This window comes from Bacillus sp. DX3.1 (assembly GCF_030292155.1).
In the GTDB taxonomy this organism is placed as follows: Bacteria; Bacillota; Bacilli; order Bacillales; family Bacillaceae_G; genus Bacillus_A.
Genome location: NZ_CP128153.1, coordinates 4,878,785 through 4,895,756 on the forward strand (window position 1 = coordinate 4,878,785; position 16,972 = coordinate 4,895,756).

The 16,972-nt window shown below is 37.1% G+C and carries 15 protein-coding genes and 1 pseudogene; all 16 read right to left on the reverse strand.

What is annotated here, in order from left to right; genetic code table 11:
* Positions 1-17: 17 nt before the first annotated feature.
* The 16 genes and pseudogenes from QRE67_RS24545 to QRE67_RS24620 all read right to left on the reverse strand — a co-directional run bounded on the left by QRE67_RS24545 (position 18) and on the right by QRE67_RS24620 (position 16,791).
* Positions 18-1,967 (reverse strand): BglG family transcription antiterminator, encoded by a 1,950-nt coding sequence (locus QRE67_RS24545; RefSeq protein ID WP_286122758.1) that lies wholly within the window; start codon positions 1,965-1,967, stop codon positions 18-20.
* Positions 1,968-2,151: 184 nt separating this feature from the next.
* The gene (tagU, locus tag QRE67_RS24550) at positions 2,152-3,063 is read right to left on the reverse strand and encodes a polyisoprenyl-teichoic acid--peptidoglycan teichoic acid transferase TagU (protein WP_286122759.1); all 912 of its coding nucleotides are present in this window, start codon (positions 3,061-3,063) and stop codon (positions 2,152-2,154) included.
* Positions 3,064-3,310: 247 nt separating this feature from the next.
* Positions 3,311-4,327, reverse strand: a complete 1,017-nt coding sequence (gene galE / locus QRE67_RS24555) for a UDP-glucose 4-epimerase GalE (protein WP_286122760.1) — start codon at positions 4,325-4,327, stop codon at positions 3,311-3,313.
* An 825-nt stretch (positions 4,328-5,152) separates the two neighbouring features.
* On the reverse strand, positions 5,153-5,323 hold the full coding sequence (locus QRE67_RS24560; RefSeq protein WP_286125394.1) for a hypothetical protein: 171 nt from the start codon (positions 5,321-5,323) through the stop codon (positions 5,153-5,155).
* Between the two features lie 168 nt (positions 5,324-5,491).
* Complete coding sequence (locus tag QRE67_RS24565) at positions 5,492-6,181, reverse strand: CpsD/CapB family tyrosine-protein kinase (protein ID WP_286122761.1); 690 nt, start codon at positions 6,179-6,181, stop codon at positions 5,492-5,494.
* Between the two features lie 358 nt (positions 6,182-6,539).
* Positions 6,540-6,635 (reverse strand): annotated as a pseudogene (locus QRE67_RS28725) (3-hydroxyacyl-ACP dehydratase FabZ); the annotation flags it as partial.
* Between the two features lie 107 nt (positions 6,636-6,742).
* Positions 6,743-8,545 carry an ABC transporter ATP-binding protein gene (locus QRE67_RS24575; protein WP_286122762.1) on the reverse strand — a complete coding sequence of 601 codons (1,803 nt, stop codon included), beginning with the start codon at positions 8,543-8,545 and terminating at the stop codon, positions 6,743-6,745.
* 2 nt (positions 8,546-8,547) lie between these two features.
* Positions 8,548-9,732: a nucleotidyltransferase domain-containing protein gene (locus tag QRE67_RS24580; RefSeq protein WP_286122763.1), complete on the reverse strand. Its 1,185-nt coding sequence runs from the start codon at positions 9,730-9,732 to the stop codon at positions 8,548-8,550.
* 22 nt (positions 9,733-9,754) lie between these two features.
* Complete coding sequence (locus QRE67_RS24585) at positions 9,755-10,207, reverse strand: lasso peptide biosynthesis B2 protein (protein WP_286122764.1); 453 nt, start codon at positions 10,205-10,207, stop codon at positions 9,755-9,757.
* Positions 10,208-10,444: 237 nt separating this feature from the next.
* Positions 10,445-10,744, reverse strand: coding sequence for a lasso peptide biosynthesis PqqD family chaperone (locus tag QRE67_RS24590; protein ID WP_286122765.1), 300 nt, complete (start codon positions 10,742-10,744; stop codon positions 10,445-10,447).
* On the reverse strand, positions 10,734-11,672 hold the full coding sequence (locus QRE67_RS24595; protein WP_286122766.1) for an aldolase: 939 nt from the start codon (positions 11,670-11,672) through the stop codon (positions 10,734-10,736). The genes QRE67_RS24590 and QRE67_RS24595 overlap by 11 nt, the downstream gene beginning before the upstream one ends.
* A 107-nt stretch (positions 11,673-11,779) precedes the next feature.
* Positions 11,780-11,911 carry a paeninodin family lasso peptide gene (locus QRE67_RS24600; RefSeq protein WP_286122767.1) on the reverse strand — a complete coding sequence of 44 codons (132 nt, stop codon included), beginning with the start codon at positions 11,909-11,911 and terminating at the stop codon, positions 11,780-11,782.
* Between the two features lie 14 nt (positions 11,912-11,925).
* Complete coding sequence (locus QRE67_RS24605; protein WP_286122768.1) at positions 11,926-13,860, reverse strand: asparagine synthase-related protein; 1,935 nt, start codon at positions 13,858-13,860, stop codon at positions 11,926-11,928.
* Positions 13,861-14,365: 505 nt separating this feature from the next.
* On the reverse strand, positions 14,366-15,535 hold the full coding sequence (locus tag QRE67_RS24610) for an aminotransferase class I/II-fold pyridoxal phosphate-dependent enzyme (RefSeq protein WP_286122769.1): 1,170 nt from the start codon (positions 15,533-15,535) through the stop codon (positions 14,366-14,368).
* Between the two features lie 13 nt (positions 15,536-15,548).
* A complete protein-coding gene (locus QRE67_RS24615) occupies positions 15,549-16,181 on the reverse strand; it encodes an acetyltransferase (protein WP_286122770.1) in 633 nt (210 codons plus the stop codon).
* 13 nt (positions 16,182-16,194) lie between these two features.
* Positions 16,195-16,791: a sugar transferase gene (locus QRE67_RS24620; RefSeq protein ID WP_286122771.1), complete on the reverse strand. Its 597-nt coding sequence runs from the start codon at positions 16,789-16,791 to the stop codon at positions 16,195-16,197.
* Positions 16,792-16,972 lie beyond the last annotated feature (181 nt).

Here is a 16,972-nt window from a genome sequence, read left to right on the forward strand (position 1 = left end):
TGAGCCTCACTTTTCCTTTAATCATGTAAATAAGATAAAAATTTCATAACATTTGTTTCCCTCGTAAGTGTTTGAATAAAAGCTGGTTGTTCGCTTATAAAAGATAGCTCACGAAACAATTGTTTCGTCTCCTCTTGTCCATCACCCTTAACAGCTAGCATAAATACGAGTGTCACTTTTTCCGATCCCCAATCAAGAGGCTCTTTTAATGTAGCAATGGCAATCGCTGACTGTTTAATAAATTTGGGATTACCATGAGGAATCGCAATACCTGCCCCAATAGTCGTTGCCGACATTTTTTCTCTTATAATTGCATTGTCAGCATACTCCTTTTCCACATAACCTTTGTCATACAAGGCTTTCGCTAATTTCTCAATTAACTCATAACGATGTTCGACATCCTGTTGTAAAAAAACTAAAAAAGGAGTTGTGTAATTGAGCATAGCAGACTCTTTTTGTTCTTTACGAATCGGTGCATCAAGTTGTTTCATAAAATCCGCCAGTTTCTTTTCTTCCGTCGATTCTAATAGTGGAGATACAACCAGATGAGGAATCCTTAACTGTGGAAGCGAGATAGTAGAAATAACAAGATCCACATCTTGATGTTGCATTAAATAATCCCCTAAATCAGCTTTTGCTATGGACCCCATCACATGAACATTCGAAAACTTTCGCTCAATCTTTGTCCGCAATAACTGGGACATTCCAATCCCCATATGACAAACAATAATTACATTTTTAGGCTTTCCTCTAGTATTATTTAATCGTTCGATAGATGCTTGAAAATGTAGTGTTAAATAAGCTGCTTCTTCTTCTGGAATATAAAGTTTAAACAAACGATTTATTTCCTCTAGTACTTGAATCAACATGTCAAACATATATGGATACATTTTTTTAATATCATTTAGCATCGGATTTGATACAGAAAGATTATAATTCAAGCGATTTAATGTCGTATATAAATGAACCTTCAATCCATCTATTAATATTTGATCCTTACTAAAATCAATCATATTTAACTGGGACATACTTTTCAGTAAATGTAACACAACCTTAGAAAGAATAGGATTACTTTCAGCAAGCCTATCTCCTTGCCATGCTCTATCTTGATAACGGAATTTCCCGCCCAAAATATGCACTGTTAAATAGGTCACTTCTTCTTCTGTGAAATGAATAGTGAAAACAAATTCCAATCGCTTTAGAAACTCAAGTGTCCATTCATATTCTTTCGTTTCTTGTATAATCGTAATTTCCTTTTTAGAAACTGAAATCGGTTGTTTTAGTTTCGTTCGCCGAACCATAAGCAGCGTATGCAAGAGTAAACTTTCAAATGCATCATCTGTAAAAAAGATAGAATGCCGTTTTTGTAACGCTTTCAATTCATTCATTGCGAATTCAACCTCGTGATTTAGAAATTGCTTTTTAATAAATTGATTCGTAAGTTCTGGGTTGTTAATCAAATCCGATAATCTAGCCAATGCTTTTCTTTTATTTTTTTCATGGCCTTCAATTGTTAAGCCTACTCGTTGTTTTGAAACTAATGCTAAATCCACACGGTTCAGCCACTTCTCAATTTTATCTAAATCTTTCTTTATAGTTGCTCTATTTACAAAATGTTGAGTAGCCATATCTTGTGCTGTAACTGGTTTTACATTCATCAACAAGTTATACGCAATTTGCAGAGCTCTTTCTTCGTCAGATTCATACTTAGGACGATTATTTACGCTATAAAGTCCATTAAACAGCTTTATTCTTTCACCTTCTTCAATATTTAAATACACTCCTAATCCAGGTTTCCTAACAAGAAGTGCATTTGAATATTTCACAAGATAATCTTCAATCGCTTTAAAATCATTACGAATTGTTTTTTCAGAGCAACTCACTCTATCCGCAAGATCTTGCACCAATACATGTCCATCAGATTCAGATAACAAAACATATAAAATTTCTTGTTGTCTCTTATTCATCAGCTTCACTCGTCTCATATATCCTTTACAAACAGTATGTTACTAACTTAATTCATATATCATACCATATAGTCAGATTGGTGAATCACTGGATTTCATAGTTTTAAATTTGTTCACTTTTATTCATTCCATCACAAACAAGCCCAACTTCTCATAAGAGATAATTGAGCTTGTTATATACATGTCACTGCTTTGGCAACTCTAAATGTTCTCTTAACTTATTAGAAAGGTCTTGACGATCTTTCTCTGGTACGAAGTAATACCAAATACCACCTTGCTTATGACCATCTCCAGGAATTTGAATCTCTTCTTTATTTTGCATCGCAGATTTATAATTACTCTGCATATCAAACATTTGATCTTGCGTTAAATTTGTTTTGACGTTTTTCTCAACTGCTTGTAACATATCGCCAAGTTTTGTTAGGGACGATACGCTTGCCCCTTTACTAATAACAGCTTCTAACACTTGACGCTGACGCATTTGACGACCAAAATCACCGCGTGCATCTTGCTTACGCATACGCGTATACTTTAACGCTTGCTTGCCATTTAAATGAATATTCCCTTTCTCAAATGACATGCCTTCTAATGTAAACGCCAAGTCGTTATAAACATCGACACCGCCAACAGCGTCAACAATATCACGGAAACCTTCCATATTGACTTCAATATAATAATCAACCGGAACATCTAAGAAATTTTCAACCGTATTTACAGTCATATTAATTCCGCCAAATGCATAGGCGTGATTAATTTTGTCTTTCTTTCCTTTTCCAACAATCTCTGTATATGTGTCACGAGGAATACTTACAATTTTCATCGAACTGTCTTTTGGATTTAACGTCAATAACATTAACGAATCCGCACGCCCTTTATCTGTGCCGCGCTCATCAGCACCGAGCAATAAGATGGAAACGGGCTTAACTTCCCCTAACTCCACATCAGTAGGTCGCTTCACAGAATGATCTCGTTCAAGCGGACTATATACTTTATTTAGCGTACCTGAAACAGAAGAATACATATAATATGCATAACCGCCACCCGCAATTACAAGCACACCGATAATACCAAGTATCCAAAATAGAATCTTCTTCATAGCGGTAACCTTCTTTCTAGAATCAGCCTTAATCGTCCCATGCAGGAACAAAGTACCAAGTCCATCATACATGGAAAGAAATTCCACAACCAACTTATATTATGTTTCAACATATTTACATATATATTTCCCCATATGATGTCTTGCCTATACAAAAGAACTCCCCGCTTTATCCAGCGTATGGATAAAGCGGGGAGTTCCTTTTACTATGTAATACAAAGAAAGCCAAATATTCGACCCAAATATACTATACTTCTTGGTAGCCATTCTTATTGCTTGATTGCCATTTCCATGAATCGGTACACATTTCTTCAAGGCCACGCTTTGCTTCCCATCCTAATTCTTGTTTTGCCTTAGAAGGGTCTGCAAAACACACAGCAACATCCCCAGGTCTACGCTCTGTAATTTTATAAGGGATTGCTTTTCCCGAAACCTTTTCAAATGCCTGTACCATTTCTAAGACGCTATAACCGATACCTGTGCCAAGATTATATGCATCTACTCCAGCTGTTCGTAATACTTTTTCAAGGGCTTTAACATGTCCATCAGCAAGGTCAACAACGTGGATATAATCACGGACACCTGTTCCATCTTTTGTCGGATAGTCGTTACCAAATACACTTAACTCTGCTAACTGGCCTACCGCCACTTGTGCTACATATGGCATTAGGTTATTCGGAATTCCGTTTGGATCTTCCCCGATATAACCACTAGTATGTGCACCAAATGGATTGAAGTAACGAAGTAATGCGATACTCCACTCGGAATCAGCTACAACCACGTCACGCATAATTTGTTCGATCATCAATTTTGTTTGACCATACGGGTTTGTTGCGCTTAATGGAAATTCTTCCGTAATCGGTGATGTTTCCGGGATACCGTACACAGTTGCCGATGAACTGAAAATCATCTTCTTCACATTATGTTTTTGCATTACATCACATAATACTAATGTACTTGTAATATTGTTATGGTAATATGTAAGTGGAATTTTCACAGATTCTCCAACCGCTTTTAAACCAGCAAAATGAATAACTGCTTCGATTGTATTTTTTTCAAAAATCGCATCAATTGCCTCGCAATCAAGAAGATCTTCTTTATAAAACTTAAATTGTTTTCCTGTTATTTCTTTCACTCTGTTTAACGATTCTATTGAACTATTAGAAAGGTTGTCAACTACTACGATATCATAACCACTATTTAATAATTCCACGCATGTATGACTACCAATATATCCTGCTCCACCTGTTACAAGTATTGCCATAATTATAGCCCTCCGTATTATATTTACTTTTTATTTCTCGGTCTTTCATTACTTATTTTTATATCTCCATATACTTCCTATCATTTCACATCAAAAAAGCCCACTTGAACAAATGAAAATCGGGCTCCTCACTTCATCTACGATTTTTTCTCTAAGTTCGGCTTAGACATAAGTTTTGTATATACAATAAATCGATCTGAAGTATGGCCAATATTCCCAAACGAATATCATGTCGTTTTACCGTCATTCGTACCTGCAAGAATTTCACTCACCTTTGAAATTCATGGTTATTTCTCCTTTTTATAACAATCCTATAATTTAAATATATCATAATGAATCCTGTTAAAGATAACTTAATAACAATTTTTAAATGTAAATATCTTATAAAGTGAAACTTTGATCAGTGGGGGTTTTCTTCATCCCCCACTGATCATTAGCCCTCACGAATCGGGCTTTTACGGGCAGTTTATCCCCCACCTAACTTCTTTGCTTTTTGCTGAACTTTGAGGTGGAGATAAACTTCCATCTCAAGATGGATACCAATATATATAAATCCATTTTGTTTTTTCGACATATAAGCCGCGGCTATGGATAACAAAAGGTAACCTGCACTCGTTTTCTCTCTTTGTTTTCACTTGGCATGGGCAGGAAAAGGATTTGACCGCTTCTATGCATGGCCAGATGCTCTCTCCCACCTAAAAAGAAGGGTTTTATGTTGTTTTTTAATTTGTATTTATATAGCATGCTCCGCCGATTGCTAGTACCCTCTGTTCACTGACTTGAAATAAAAAAGTGCATTCCTGCTAGGAATGCACTTTTTATCATTTATTTTGATAAAGTATGTTTTGCTAACTCTTCTTTAACAGTAGCAATGACTTTTGCTTGGCCCTCTACTGTCATGCTTGAACCAGAAGGTAAACATAACCCTTGGCTAAACAGCTTATCAGAAATACTTTCTGCCGGATTGATATAGACACCATTTTGATTTTCCGACATATAGCCGCGGCTATAGATAACAAAAGGTAACCTGCACTCATTTTCTCTCTTTGTTTTCACTATATCTGGGCAGGAACAGGATCTGACCGCTTCTATGCATGGCCGGATGCTCTTCTCCCACCTAAAAAGAAAGGTTTTATGTCGGTTTTTTAATTTGTATTTATCTATTTAGTTCGAACCGTAATAGTAATACCCTGATTCGGCTTGTTCTTTATCATTTAAAATGACGCCAAGTAATTTACCCTTTGCACCATCTAATATCTGTTTTGCCTTCAACGCTGTACCTTTTTCTGTTTCTTCACTACGTACAACAAGTATAGAAGCATCACATTGATTCGCTAAAATTTGCGCGTCCGTAACCGGTAAAAGTGGGGGAGTATCAAAAATAACCAGATCATACATGCCATATGCCTCTGAAAGTAATCCTTCCATTGAGCTTGCTCCAAGCAATTCTGCTGGGTTTGGTGGGATTGATCCACATGGTAAAAAGTCTAAGTTACCAACGCTTGTCTTTTCTACGCACATCTCCAGTTTTTTACTACGTGTTAATACGTCCGCTAGACCGAAAAGATTATCGATTTGCAGCATTTGATGCAAGACTGGCTTACGTAAATCCGCATCGATCAGTAACACCTTTTTTCCTTGTTGCGCAAAGACAATCGCAATATTAGCAACTGTTGTTGTTTTTCCTTCCTTCGAATTTGCTGATGTTACAAGAAACGAACGAATCTTCTTATCAACAGATGCAAATTCAATGTTTGTTCGTATATTTCGGTACTGCTCTGAAACAGCTGATTTCGGCTTTTCATATGCAATAAGCTGCCGACGCCCACGAAATGCTTTCTTCTTAAAAACCAATTTTCTGCCCCCTGACTTTCTTCGTTGCTGTTAAACTACTACTTTTCACACTGCTTTCTTCCACGTGAGAAAACACCCCAAACCTATATAAATCCATTTTGATTTTTCGACATATAGCCGCGGCTATGGATAACAAAAGGTAACCCGCACTCGGTTTCTCTCTTTGTTTTCACTTCGCATGGGGCAGGAAAAGGATCTGACCGCTTCTATGCACGGCCGGATGCTCTCTCCCACCTAAAAAGAAGGGGTTTATGTCGGTTTTTTAATTTGTATTTATATAAAATTACGAATCCTCCATACAAAAAGACGACCGTTACCTTTTAAGGAACCTGTCATCATTTTTGCTAAATTATAGCTATCCTTTTCCAATCGGTCCACGTATGCGTGTCATTTTAACTTCTAAACGAAGCTGATCACCTGGACGTACTTGGCGTTTGAGACGGCAGTTATCCACCTCTTCTACATTTTTTAAATCTTGAGATGAGGTATTACTGCCCGTTAATGCGGGATAAAAGCAGTGCATTTCCCGCCTTTATCAGTCAAAACCATAGATGCCAATACTCAAAGGCTTACCTCGGCTTGTTTTCCCAATAAACTGCTGAACAAACCGTTTTTATCTGTCGCCAGTTGAGCAAAACTGCCATTCTGAATGATTTGCCCCTGGTCCATTACAATTACCTGATCGGCTTTACGTATAGTAGATAATCTGTGTGCAATGACAATAATTGTCATGCTTCCTTTCAGTCTTTCCAATGCCTCTTGAATTTTCGTTTCATTTTCAGCATCTAGTGCACTGGTCGCCTCATCCAATACTAAAATGGACGGCTTTCGAAGTATCGCTCTAGCTAAAACAAGCCGTTGCCGTTCTCCTCCTGAAAGTCTGACTCCCCTATCGCCGATAAGTGTATCCAATCCTTGCGGAAGCTTGCTAACAAACTCAGCAGAAGCAGAAAAATCCAATGCTTCCCAAATTTGCTCTTCGCTTGCATTTGGCTCAACCATTCTCAAATTGTCTCTTATACTAGCATTAAATAAAAATGGATCTTGAGGAACATAGCTAATGGATTTCCTCAATGATAATAGGTCCTTACTTGTTAAAGGTTTATTATCTATTAATAACTGTCCGCTCTCTGGTTGCATAAGTCCCATTACAATATCGATTAATGTACTCTTCCCAGCGCCGGAACGCCCTGAGATAGCTGTCATACAGTTGGATGGAATGCACAAATTGATATTTTTCAGGGAGTATACAGAATCCTGTTTATTGTAACGAAAAGAGATATTTCGGCACTCAATTGATTGTTCTATCTGAATTGGATTCACACAATTATAATTCTGCTCTACATCTTTTAATTCCATACTTTTCCTACACTCTTCTTGTAATTCCAGCATATCTTTAAACGCAGAAAGATTCGATGCAATTTGTTCCAGGTTTGCTTGTATGCCTGAAAATCGCGGCCACAATCGAGAAAATATAAGAATAATTAATAATAATTGCTCAGTTTGCGTCTGAAACAGCTTAACCGATAACAAAATAAGAAAAGCAATGCAAACCGCTGATGCAATCTTATAAAAAAGCTGGGAATTATTTCTCACCGTAGTATATGCAAACTGCTCACGTTCCACATCTTCTATCCAATTACGTAGCCACATAATACGGGATTGTTCTAGGAGATTGCTCTTTATATCTTTAATCCCATTAAAATGATCCGTTATACCTGCAAGATAAGATTTTGCATTCTTTGAGGTCCGACCACCTAACCGTTTCGATTTTTTAATAAATCTTCGGGAAAAAAAGGCAAGCACAACACCACAACATAACACAAAGATTGTTATATCTGCCGATAACCAAAAAGCGAAACCAATCTGTATAAATGTAAAAACCAATGAAGTAAGCAATTGTAAAAACAAGTTCGTACCTGCGCTGACACGGCCCAATTCTGTTGTCAAAGAGTTAATCAGATCAGATTTCCTCTTTCTCACAAAAAAACTCCAATTGGCTTGCAACAGCTCACGGTAAGTTTCCATTCTCAAATGGTTAATAAAACGTATATGAATTTTCGCATTGCGAATCGTAATGTTTCTTTGCAAAATCGCTTGCCCCACAACCAGTACGATATATATTCCTAATACAAGTGGTAATCCTAAATTTGTTGGAAGATCACTTAGAAATCCTAATGCTCCTGAAAGCGGGCTTGCTGCTTCATTCATCTTTGCAATTCCGCTAATACTGATCATAGGGATTAATAGTAAAATGCCGATTCCTTCTACAAGACTGACCGATACCATTCCCAAGAGATTAACAATGAGAATGTTTCCAGTAAAAGAGTATAACTGCTTGATAAAATATAAAATATTTCTCATCTTCACATCTCCTTATGACCCGTCATTTTCCTCCACATCCATAAAATAGGTCGTAAAGGGAAATATAACACATGCAATTGTTTTGGCAATGGTAAAGTTTCCACATCCTGAGGATAAGGATACAACCAGCTAAGATGAAACAGTAACTTTTGAGAGTTTGTCTTTAACGAATATAAATACCGTTCATGATATTTTGAAACTTCTTCTGGAACTGGATCTGTATGCAGATTAATCATATTTTCCAAGTAATATATCGCAATTTGCGCTAATTGCGTGAATCGTTCCCCTGACATGAATACTTTTGCCTCTTCTGTTGCCGGAGTATTGAGCAGCTGGGAAGATAAAACAAGTGCCTGACCTACCAAATGATTACATTGATATTTTTTCAACAAGAAATTAAGTTCTTTCCAATCCATCTCTTGCCTTACAATACGATCAATGTCTGTTAACCATCGAAGTCTAGACCACCCATGTCTAGTACCATGACAAACAAGAAACATAAACAAATCCTCTCTACCTAGAAAATAGACAGGATAATTTGTGATAGGGCTAGTTCTTTTTCGTTTCCATAACTCATCGAAGCGCGGTTCCTTTCCCGGGCCTGGGTGTAGTCGCCAATGAATCTCCAATTTCACTTTACTCATCGGATGCATGTAAGTTGTATGGTGGCGTCTCCACTTCCATTCATTCATAACCGTCGGAAAATCATCCTCTTTGACATAACCATTCTTCACAAGTAACTCGTTCACTTTTCCAAGATCATCCATAGAGACAAGAACATCCAGGTCTCCTGATGTTCGAAGGGAAATATCTCCATATAAATCTACACCAAGAATAGGTCCCTTCAAAAATAGGAGACGGAGCTGGTTTTCAGCAAATAATTTACTTACCTTTCCCATTTCTCCACTCAAATGAAGCATGTGGAATGTATTCCTTTTGGAGTATGCACTTAACGCTTGTACGACATGTGAAGGAACTAGCTGTTTATCAATGTCCTTCATTTTTGTATAAATAAGGGGGTACATGCGATGATGCAGCGCCAGTTTCACAAATTTGTTCCAATCAATATCGATAAACCAATCTTTTTGGATTGTTTGTATCTCTTTATCTTCTTTCTTTATAATTTCAAGTAACAATTTCAATTCTTTAGGTAAATGGCTCAAATCAAGATTACAACCGGTATCCATCTCATTCTCCTTCAAGATATTCTTACCCTATTCTTCTTGCAAATTTACCAACAACAGTGAATCTCTTCATTTCTTCTGCGCCAGTAATATAAAAGGGCCCGCTGCGCAACCACGCATGGGCAATCATGTTTCCTGTCTCATCTCTCGCGGTTCCTAAATAAAGCGTACTTTCAATATGACGCTTCTCCAGCATTTTCATTGCAGCAATAGCTTTAACGAGACACTGGCTTTCCCAAAATGTATAACGACTCATCATATGCACTGCTTGAGAAATTTTCCTTAACATAATCTTGTCCGATTCATCATAGTTTAAAGATGTTTCTGCCATATGAATTCCCAATATAGGAGCAGCTTTAGAAAACGGTATACTTTTCAGAATACGAGCCCAACCTAAATAAAAGAAAGCTTCTACAAGTAACACCTTTGTTCCCGTATCGAACGACAAGAAAGCTTTTGCTTTATTTATGATATTCATCGATCCTACTCCTAATCTATTAAATCTGGAACATTCAGCTATATATATCCATTTTGATTTTTCGACATATAACCGCGGCTATGGATAACAAAGGTGACCTGCACTCATTTTCTCTCTTTGTTTTCACTTCGCATGGGGCAGAAAAAGGATCTGACCGCTTCTATGCATGGCCGGATGCTCTCTCCCACCTAAAAAGAAGGGTTTATGTCGGTTTTTTAATTTGTATTTATATACAAATCAACCTTTCTCATTGATCAAGATTAATCCTTCTGAATACAAATGGTTTAGGAAAGAGAGTACTTGTTTCTTACACTCTGCTTCTTCAATCGCATATCGGGACATTAATATATTAACTAGTTGATCAACTGATATTAATTCATTAATTAAATCCCAAATTTCACCGCCTAGTCCTCCTAAATTGTAGTATTTTCCATTATGGATGCTCATCATCACTTTCTCTCCATCCATATCGCTCACTACATTTTCTTGTCCCTGTACGATAAAACTGTTTAATGAAATTTCTTGTTTACTCATCATTTTTTTCCTCCTCTTTTAAAGACTCTAGAATTGTGGATACTAAATCATGCACCGTAAATTTTGAAATAGGGCGCCTCAATTGAAACATATCTACCTTGTTTACGATACTTGTAGATTGCATAAAATGCCAGTCCATCATTCCTAACCGCGGGATTAATGAGTTCCGATATGTATGACGAAGCAATGTACGCAGTCTTTCTAATCCTTCAATCTGGTGGATTTCGACATCCTCATTTTCTACTTTCACTAACTCAAATATACCTGCCAATGGTAACGATTCATTAAGAAATTTAGATGAAACTGGTACAGCATATTTAGTTTCTCTTTCAAATAAAGGCTGATAATGCGTTGTTTCCATTCCAAACTGATCAAGACTCTCTTTCCATAGCTTTTGTTGCGGGTAAGATGGTGTAACAAAAGGAATATTATCCTCAGAAAGAGATACAGCGATTACATCATCGCTTAAAAGTTGATATCCTTTTCTTAGCAGAGCCGATGCAAGGGTTGACTTCCCAGCTCCCGATCTTCCTACAAAAGCATATGCCTTTCCATTGATGGCTATTACACTTCCATGCAGGGGAAGTATTTTTCTCTGCATCAATAATGCACCCATACAAGTCCCAAGAATATAAAGTCGAATCTTATCTTGGTCAGACCCTTCCATAGGTGAAACAATAATTTTTTCTCCATTTCGGATACAAAACGTAGCAGTTTCGGGGATTTGGAACATAATTAATTCTTCTTCGACTACGAATACTGACTTTTTGGAGGACAACTCACTCCATAACTTGGACAAGTCTGCAGTTTCGATCCTTACGTCTACTTCATTTTCATAATTGCTTACTTGAGGCAATTCCGGTAGAGGAATCTCACTTAATAGGGTTAATCCGAAGGCTTTGTAAATCTCTTTCTTTACAGTATGTATCATCTTTCTCACTCCAAATAGTTGAAAAATTGATTAAAAAAAACCCTTATACCGTTTTTAAACTATATAAGGGCTGTAAAGCATATAAATCTCATTTAAATATTAGTGCATTAGCTGTGGTGAAGTGCGCCTTGCTCATCTTCATCTTCAAAAATTTGGTCGACTTGGGAAAGTCCTGGTCCAGCCATTGTCATGTTGATATCAAGTACTTCTAATACTGGTGATTGCCATTCCTTTTTCATAGTATCACCTCCTTTCAAATAAATTTCTTGATGAATCGATACACGATAAGACTACGCATTAAAATTCTAAAATCTGGATCGAATGCATATTCCGGTTGTGGTTTTCCTTGCATCTTCAAAATTGCGTTCTTAATAACTTCTATATTGAAAAACTCAGAGGCCACAGGGTCCGCACTAAGCTGCTGAAGTTCTCCGATAAATATTTCCCAAGAGGGAACCATGCGGTGAATCACATCAGCACTTTGTATACCCCGGCGCTGATTCAGCCTTACCTTGTCAGGAAGAAAACCTTTTGTCGCTCTTCGGATAAGTGCTCGGTTTAAACCATTTTGAACGAATTGATCGAGCGGGACAGATAAACAAAATCGAATTACTCGTAAGTCGTTCGTCGGATCATGCCCCTGCAAACCATAGCGCAAGGACAGTTTTGTTCCACTTGTACCGGTCGTATTCCATAAATTTAACTGTTCAAAATGTTTCTGCCTAATTTCATATATACTAGGTACAGAAGCCCCCGTTTTTTTGATGCCATGTTCTTCAAGTTTGTTAAATACATCTGTACGCTTCGCAAGTTCTGGATTGATCAACATTGGCAGTTCATATTGCTGTTGTGAAGAAATCATACGGTTTATGAACGGAAATGCTTTCTTCCCTACAACTTTCAAAATTCTTGATTTTTCCACACCAACATTTTTACCATATAAATTGATTTCACGATAAAGACGAAGCCAGTCGAGCTTTTTTAATAGAACCGCATAGTAATCTAAAGCTGGTCCCCAAGAAATCGTGAAATTTCCTCTTGCCCCATTTAGGAGTACTCCAATCCCTTGTTGCTGGGCTTTTTCATAAATCCCCTTCACCCAAATAGAGTTTTCAAAAAATTTATACGGCATTTCCATAATATCAAGCCAATCATCAATTTCTGAAAATGAATTTTTCCCTGGGAAATTCAAGTAATGATCTGTAATATTTCCTACATGTTGTACTGTAGATTGGATAAACGGCTTCTCATCAGCAACTGTATGGCTACGAGTCCAATCAACAAAGCCTTCTGCAGGTACAGAGCTGTATGTATATAATTTTTTATTCTCTTTTTGCAGAGCTCTGGCAGCAAAACTAGCAACTGCACCCGAATCTAATCCTCCACTTAAATGGGAACCGACATTGCGATGAGTACGTAGTCTTGATGTGACTGCACTTTCAAATACATCTCGAAACGCCTCTTCATATTCTTGATTAGATTTAAGCTGTAATCGTTTCCCTACAAACAATGTATCATATTTCGAAAGAATTACCCTTCCATTGATTACAGAGATCGTATGAGAAGGCGGCACTTGCTCTATATTTTTATGGACTGTTGAAAATGCATCTATTGTATCAAGCATATTAGGTATCGCTAAATATTCAGCTAACCATTGCTCATTTAAATCCTTCCCGACGTACGGTAAAGAAAACAATGGTTGTATGCTGGTGCAAAAAGCAAATTGATTTTGATTACGATAAAAGTACAAAGTCCGACTTCCTGAAAAATCACGTGCACCAAAGAGTAATTGTTTTTTCTCATCCCAAATCATAAAGGCAAAATCACCAATGAGATACTTTGGTACATCTTCTCCCCACTTTTGATACGCTAGTAAAATCAACTTACTGTCAGGCATCTCTCTTCTGTATGCCTGTTCTACTTGTAATCTATCGAATAATTCATTGCGATTATCAATAATAGCATCAGCAGTTATAGCCAACTGTGTTTCATAATCATAGTAAGGTAATTGTTCATTAATAGATTCGGATGTTATCCATTGTGCATGGGAGCCCAAAAAAATATTTCCCTTGTGCCATATATCGGTATTGTCAGCTGGATAACGAGATAAAGCTTTCATGATTCCCACGCTATGTTCAAACGGTATAGGTTCCCCATTTAAATGATATATTCCGGTTATTGCACTCATTTCTTTCCTCCCACTACGAGACAAGTAAGGGAAAACCCGATGGATAAGACGATTACCAGATATATCAAAAAATGTTATTAATATACCAATAAAACCTTTTCTCAAACTACCGTGTTTCCGCATAACAGATTTTAAAACCCGATTTTACAACCTTACATCCATTTATAGTTGAAACATTCAAACGTTCAGGCTATCTATCCTATTGTAAACCCTTGCATTTTGATTTTTATATTCTAAAAAAAGGACAAAGGTGCGATTTTCTTACTTTGAATAAAACATATTGCTATCTAACTTTTTATATGAAAAACTAGTAAATTTAATATATCAATAAAATGTTTATCTTCTTTATACAGAATACAAACTCAGATTATCATTTCACCTTTATGTTGTCAAGTATCTATATACTCAAAAAAACGAATGTTTATGCATCTTTTTAAGTAACTGTAAGAACAAATGATAAAGTGAAACTTTAATCAGTGGAGTTTTCTGCATCCCCCACCTATCTTTACATGCCAACACTTATTTTCAGTACATTTTTGATACATGCAATAACCCTTGTCTGATCTTTCTCTGTCATACTTGATCCAGATGGAAGACATAAGCCTGTTTCAAACAATTTGCTAGCAACATCTTCGCAATCACTATGAGGATAATAAGTTACCCCCTCAAATAGCGGTTGCATATGAAGAGGTTTCCAAACAGGACGCGCCTCAATATTTTCATTTTCCAATTGTTTCAGTAATTCCTGAATCGATACCCCTGCTTTTTCTTCATCTACAGTAAGAGCTGTAAGCCATCGGTTTGAATAAGTATTCTCTAACTCAGGCATGAATTTTATACCTGGAATATGAGATAATTCTTGGGAGTATCTATCAAATATTCGTCTTCTTGCCTGTACTCTGTCTTGTAAGACTTGTAGCTGCGCTCTGCCTACTCCCGCCAAAATATTACTCATACGGTAATTATATCCCAATTCACTGTGTTGGTAGTGCGGAGCCGGGTCTCTTGCCTGAGTAGCTAAAAATCTTGCTTTTCTCAATGCTTCGACTTCATTTGAAACAAGCATGCCTCCACCTGAAGTTGTAATGATTTTATTGCCATTAAACGAATAAACACCAAACTTCCCGAATGTTCCGCTTGCTTTACCTTTGTAGAAAGAACCGAGCGATTCCGCTGCATCCTCTATCACTGGAACATCGTACTTATTGCATAGCGAAAGAATTTCATCCATTTTAGCGCTTTGTCCATATAGATTCACAACAATTACTGCTTTCGGAAGTATTCCCTTCTCGTTTGCATCACGCAATGCACGTTCTAAAGCTTGTGGTGACATATTCCATGTTTCAGGTTCTGAATCAATGAATACTGGTGTAGCCCCTAAATATACAATTGGATTTGCACTCGCTACAAAAGTAAGACTCGAACAAAACACTGTATCCCCATCTTTTACATCCAGCAAGCGAAGTGCCAAATGAATAGCAGCGGTTCCTGAACTAACTGCAGCCGCATCACGAACTCCCACATGGGATGAAAGTTCACTTTCAAACGCATCTACATTCGGACCAAGTGGAGCAATCCAATTCATATCAAATGCTTCCCCTATATATTTTTGTTCATTACCGCTCATATGTGGAGCGGAGAGATAGATTCTTGTTTTTTCCTGTGAATATACCACTTTAAACACTCTCCTATAATTCTTTTTTTGTTACTCTAGCTGGAATGCCCACTGCTGTACAATTCGCTACAATATCGCAGATTACCGTTGCTCCCGCACCGATAACAGCCCAATCCCCAATTGTAATATTTGGAATTACATTAACTCCTGCCCCTACATGTACTCCTGTCCCTAAGGTAACAGATCCAGTAAGAACAGCATTAGGAGAAATATGTACAAAGTCTTTTACCTTATTATCATGTTCAACAATAGCTCCTGTATTGACAATAACGTGATTCCCAATTTCAACATCTGCATTAACGATTGCACCTGGCATAACAACTGTGCCAACTCCAATCTTTGCACTTAAACTAACAATAGCCTGCTTATGTATAAGCGTCACATAACGATGATTAGGAATCTCTAACTGCTCCATAATTAATTTTCTAGTTCTGTTATTTCCTATAGCTATAACGAACTTCGTATCTGCATGTTCATTCATTAACTTTACAGCTGCAGAAATAGGGCCAAAATAAATGCCGTCCTCAACCTTTAATTGTTCATACACATCATCTAGGTGTCCAATGACTTCACAATTTCCATTTGATAGGATAATATCGCGGATGACCTTACTATGACCACCTGTCCCAATCATGATTATTCGCATTCATCTCACCTCCTCAAAAGTTCTTTGTACCAGTAAATTTCTCAATGGTCACATGCCCAGCTTGATTAATTCCTTCCGACTTAAATACTTTCTTTGCCGTTAACAACAAAATTTTCATATCAAGCCAAAAAGTCCGATTTTTGACATACCACACATCAAAATCAAATTTTTCTTCCCATGAAATTGCGTTTCTTCCATTCACTTGAGCCCAGCCTGTAATTCCTGGTCTTACATTATGCCGCTTGGCTTGTTCTTCTGTATATAGCCCCAAATATTCCATTAATAATGGTCTCGGGCCTACCAAACTTAAATCCCCTTTTATAACATTGAACAACTGTGGCAACTCATCCAAACTACATTTTCTAAGTAATTCCCCAAACTTAGTAAGCCTTACATCATCGGACAGCATATTCCCCTCGCTGTCTTTCTCATCAGTCATAGACCTAAACTTGTAAAGAAAAAAAGGCGTACCATGTAATCCCGGACGTTGCTGCTTAAATATGATGGGGGAACCCAACTTAACTCTAACTAAAATAGCTACTATAATAATAGGAAGTAAAAGTAACACTAATAATGATAAAGAAACGAACAAATCAAAAAGCCTTTTCATAAGTAATTATACTCCAATCGAAAATTTTTTGAGGCACTTCCCACAGAATGGAATTATAACCTTCCAACCACCTTTAGGGAATTTTCCCAATTCAACCTTACTCTTGCATAAAGTGAAACTTTAATCAGTGGGGGTTTTCTTCATCCCCCACTGATTATTAGTTGAACCAATCGGGCTTTTA

Coding starts and splice junctions, on each gene's coding strand:
- QRE67_RS24605 (WP_286122768.1), bottom strand. CDS start 13,860: ATGAGTGCAATAACCGGAATATATCATTTAAATGGGGAACCTATACCG.
- QRE67_RS24600 (WP_286122767.1), bottom strand. CDS start 11,911: ATGAAAAAGGAATGGCAATCACCAGTATTAGAAGTACTTGATATCAAC.
- QRE67_RS24560 (WP_286125394.1), bottom strand. CDS start 5,323: ATGTCGGAAAATCAAAATGGTGTCTATATCAATCCGGCAGAAAGTATT.
- QRE67_RS24620 (WP_286122771.1), bottom strand. CDS start 16,791: ATGAAAAGGCTTTTTGATTTGTTCGTTTCTTTATCATTATTAGTGTTA.
- QRE67_RS24575 (WP_286122762.1), bottom strand. CDS start 8,545: ATGAGAAATATTTTATATTTTATCAAGCAGTTATACTCTTTTACTGGA.
- QRE67_RS24615 (WP_286122770.1), bottom strand. CDS start 16,181: ATGCGAATAATCATGATTGGGACAGGTGGTCATAGTAAGGTCATCCGC.
- QRE67_RS24595 (WP_286122766.1), bottom strand. CDS start 11,672: ATGATACATACTGTAAAGAAAGAGATTTACAAAGCCTTCGGATTAACC.
- QRE67_RS24590 (WP_286122765.1), bottom strand. CDS start 10,744: ATGATGAGTAAACAAGAAATTTCATTAAACAGTTTTATCGTACAGGGA.
- QRE67_RS24585 (WP_286122764.1), bottom strand. CDS start 10,207: ATGAATATCATAAATAAAGCAAAAGCTTTCTTGTCGTTCGATACGGGA.
- QRE67_RS24580 (WP_286122763.1), bottom strand. CDS start 9,732: ATGGATACCGGTTGTAATCTTGATTTGAGCCATTTACCTAAAGAATTG.
- QRE67_RS24545 (WP_286122758.1), bottom strand. CDS start 1,967: ATGAATAAGAGACAACAAGAAATTTTATATGTTTTGTTATCTGAATCT.
- galE (WP_286122760.1), bottom strand. CDS start 4,327: ATGGCAATACTTGTAACAGGTGGAGCAGGATATATTGGTAGTCATACA.
- tagU (WP_286122759.1), bottom strand. CDS start 3,063: ATGAAGAAGATTCTATTTTGGATACTTGGTATTATCGGTGTGCTTGTA.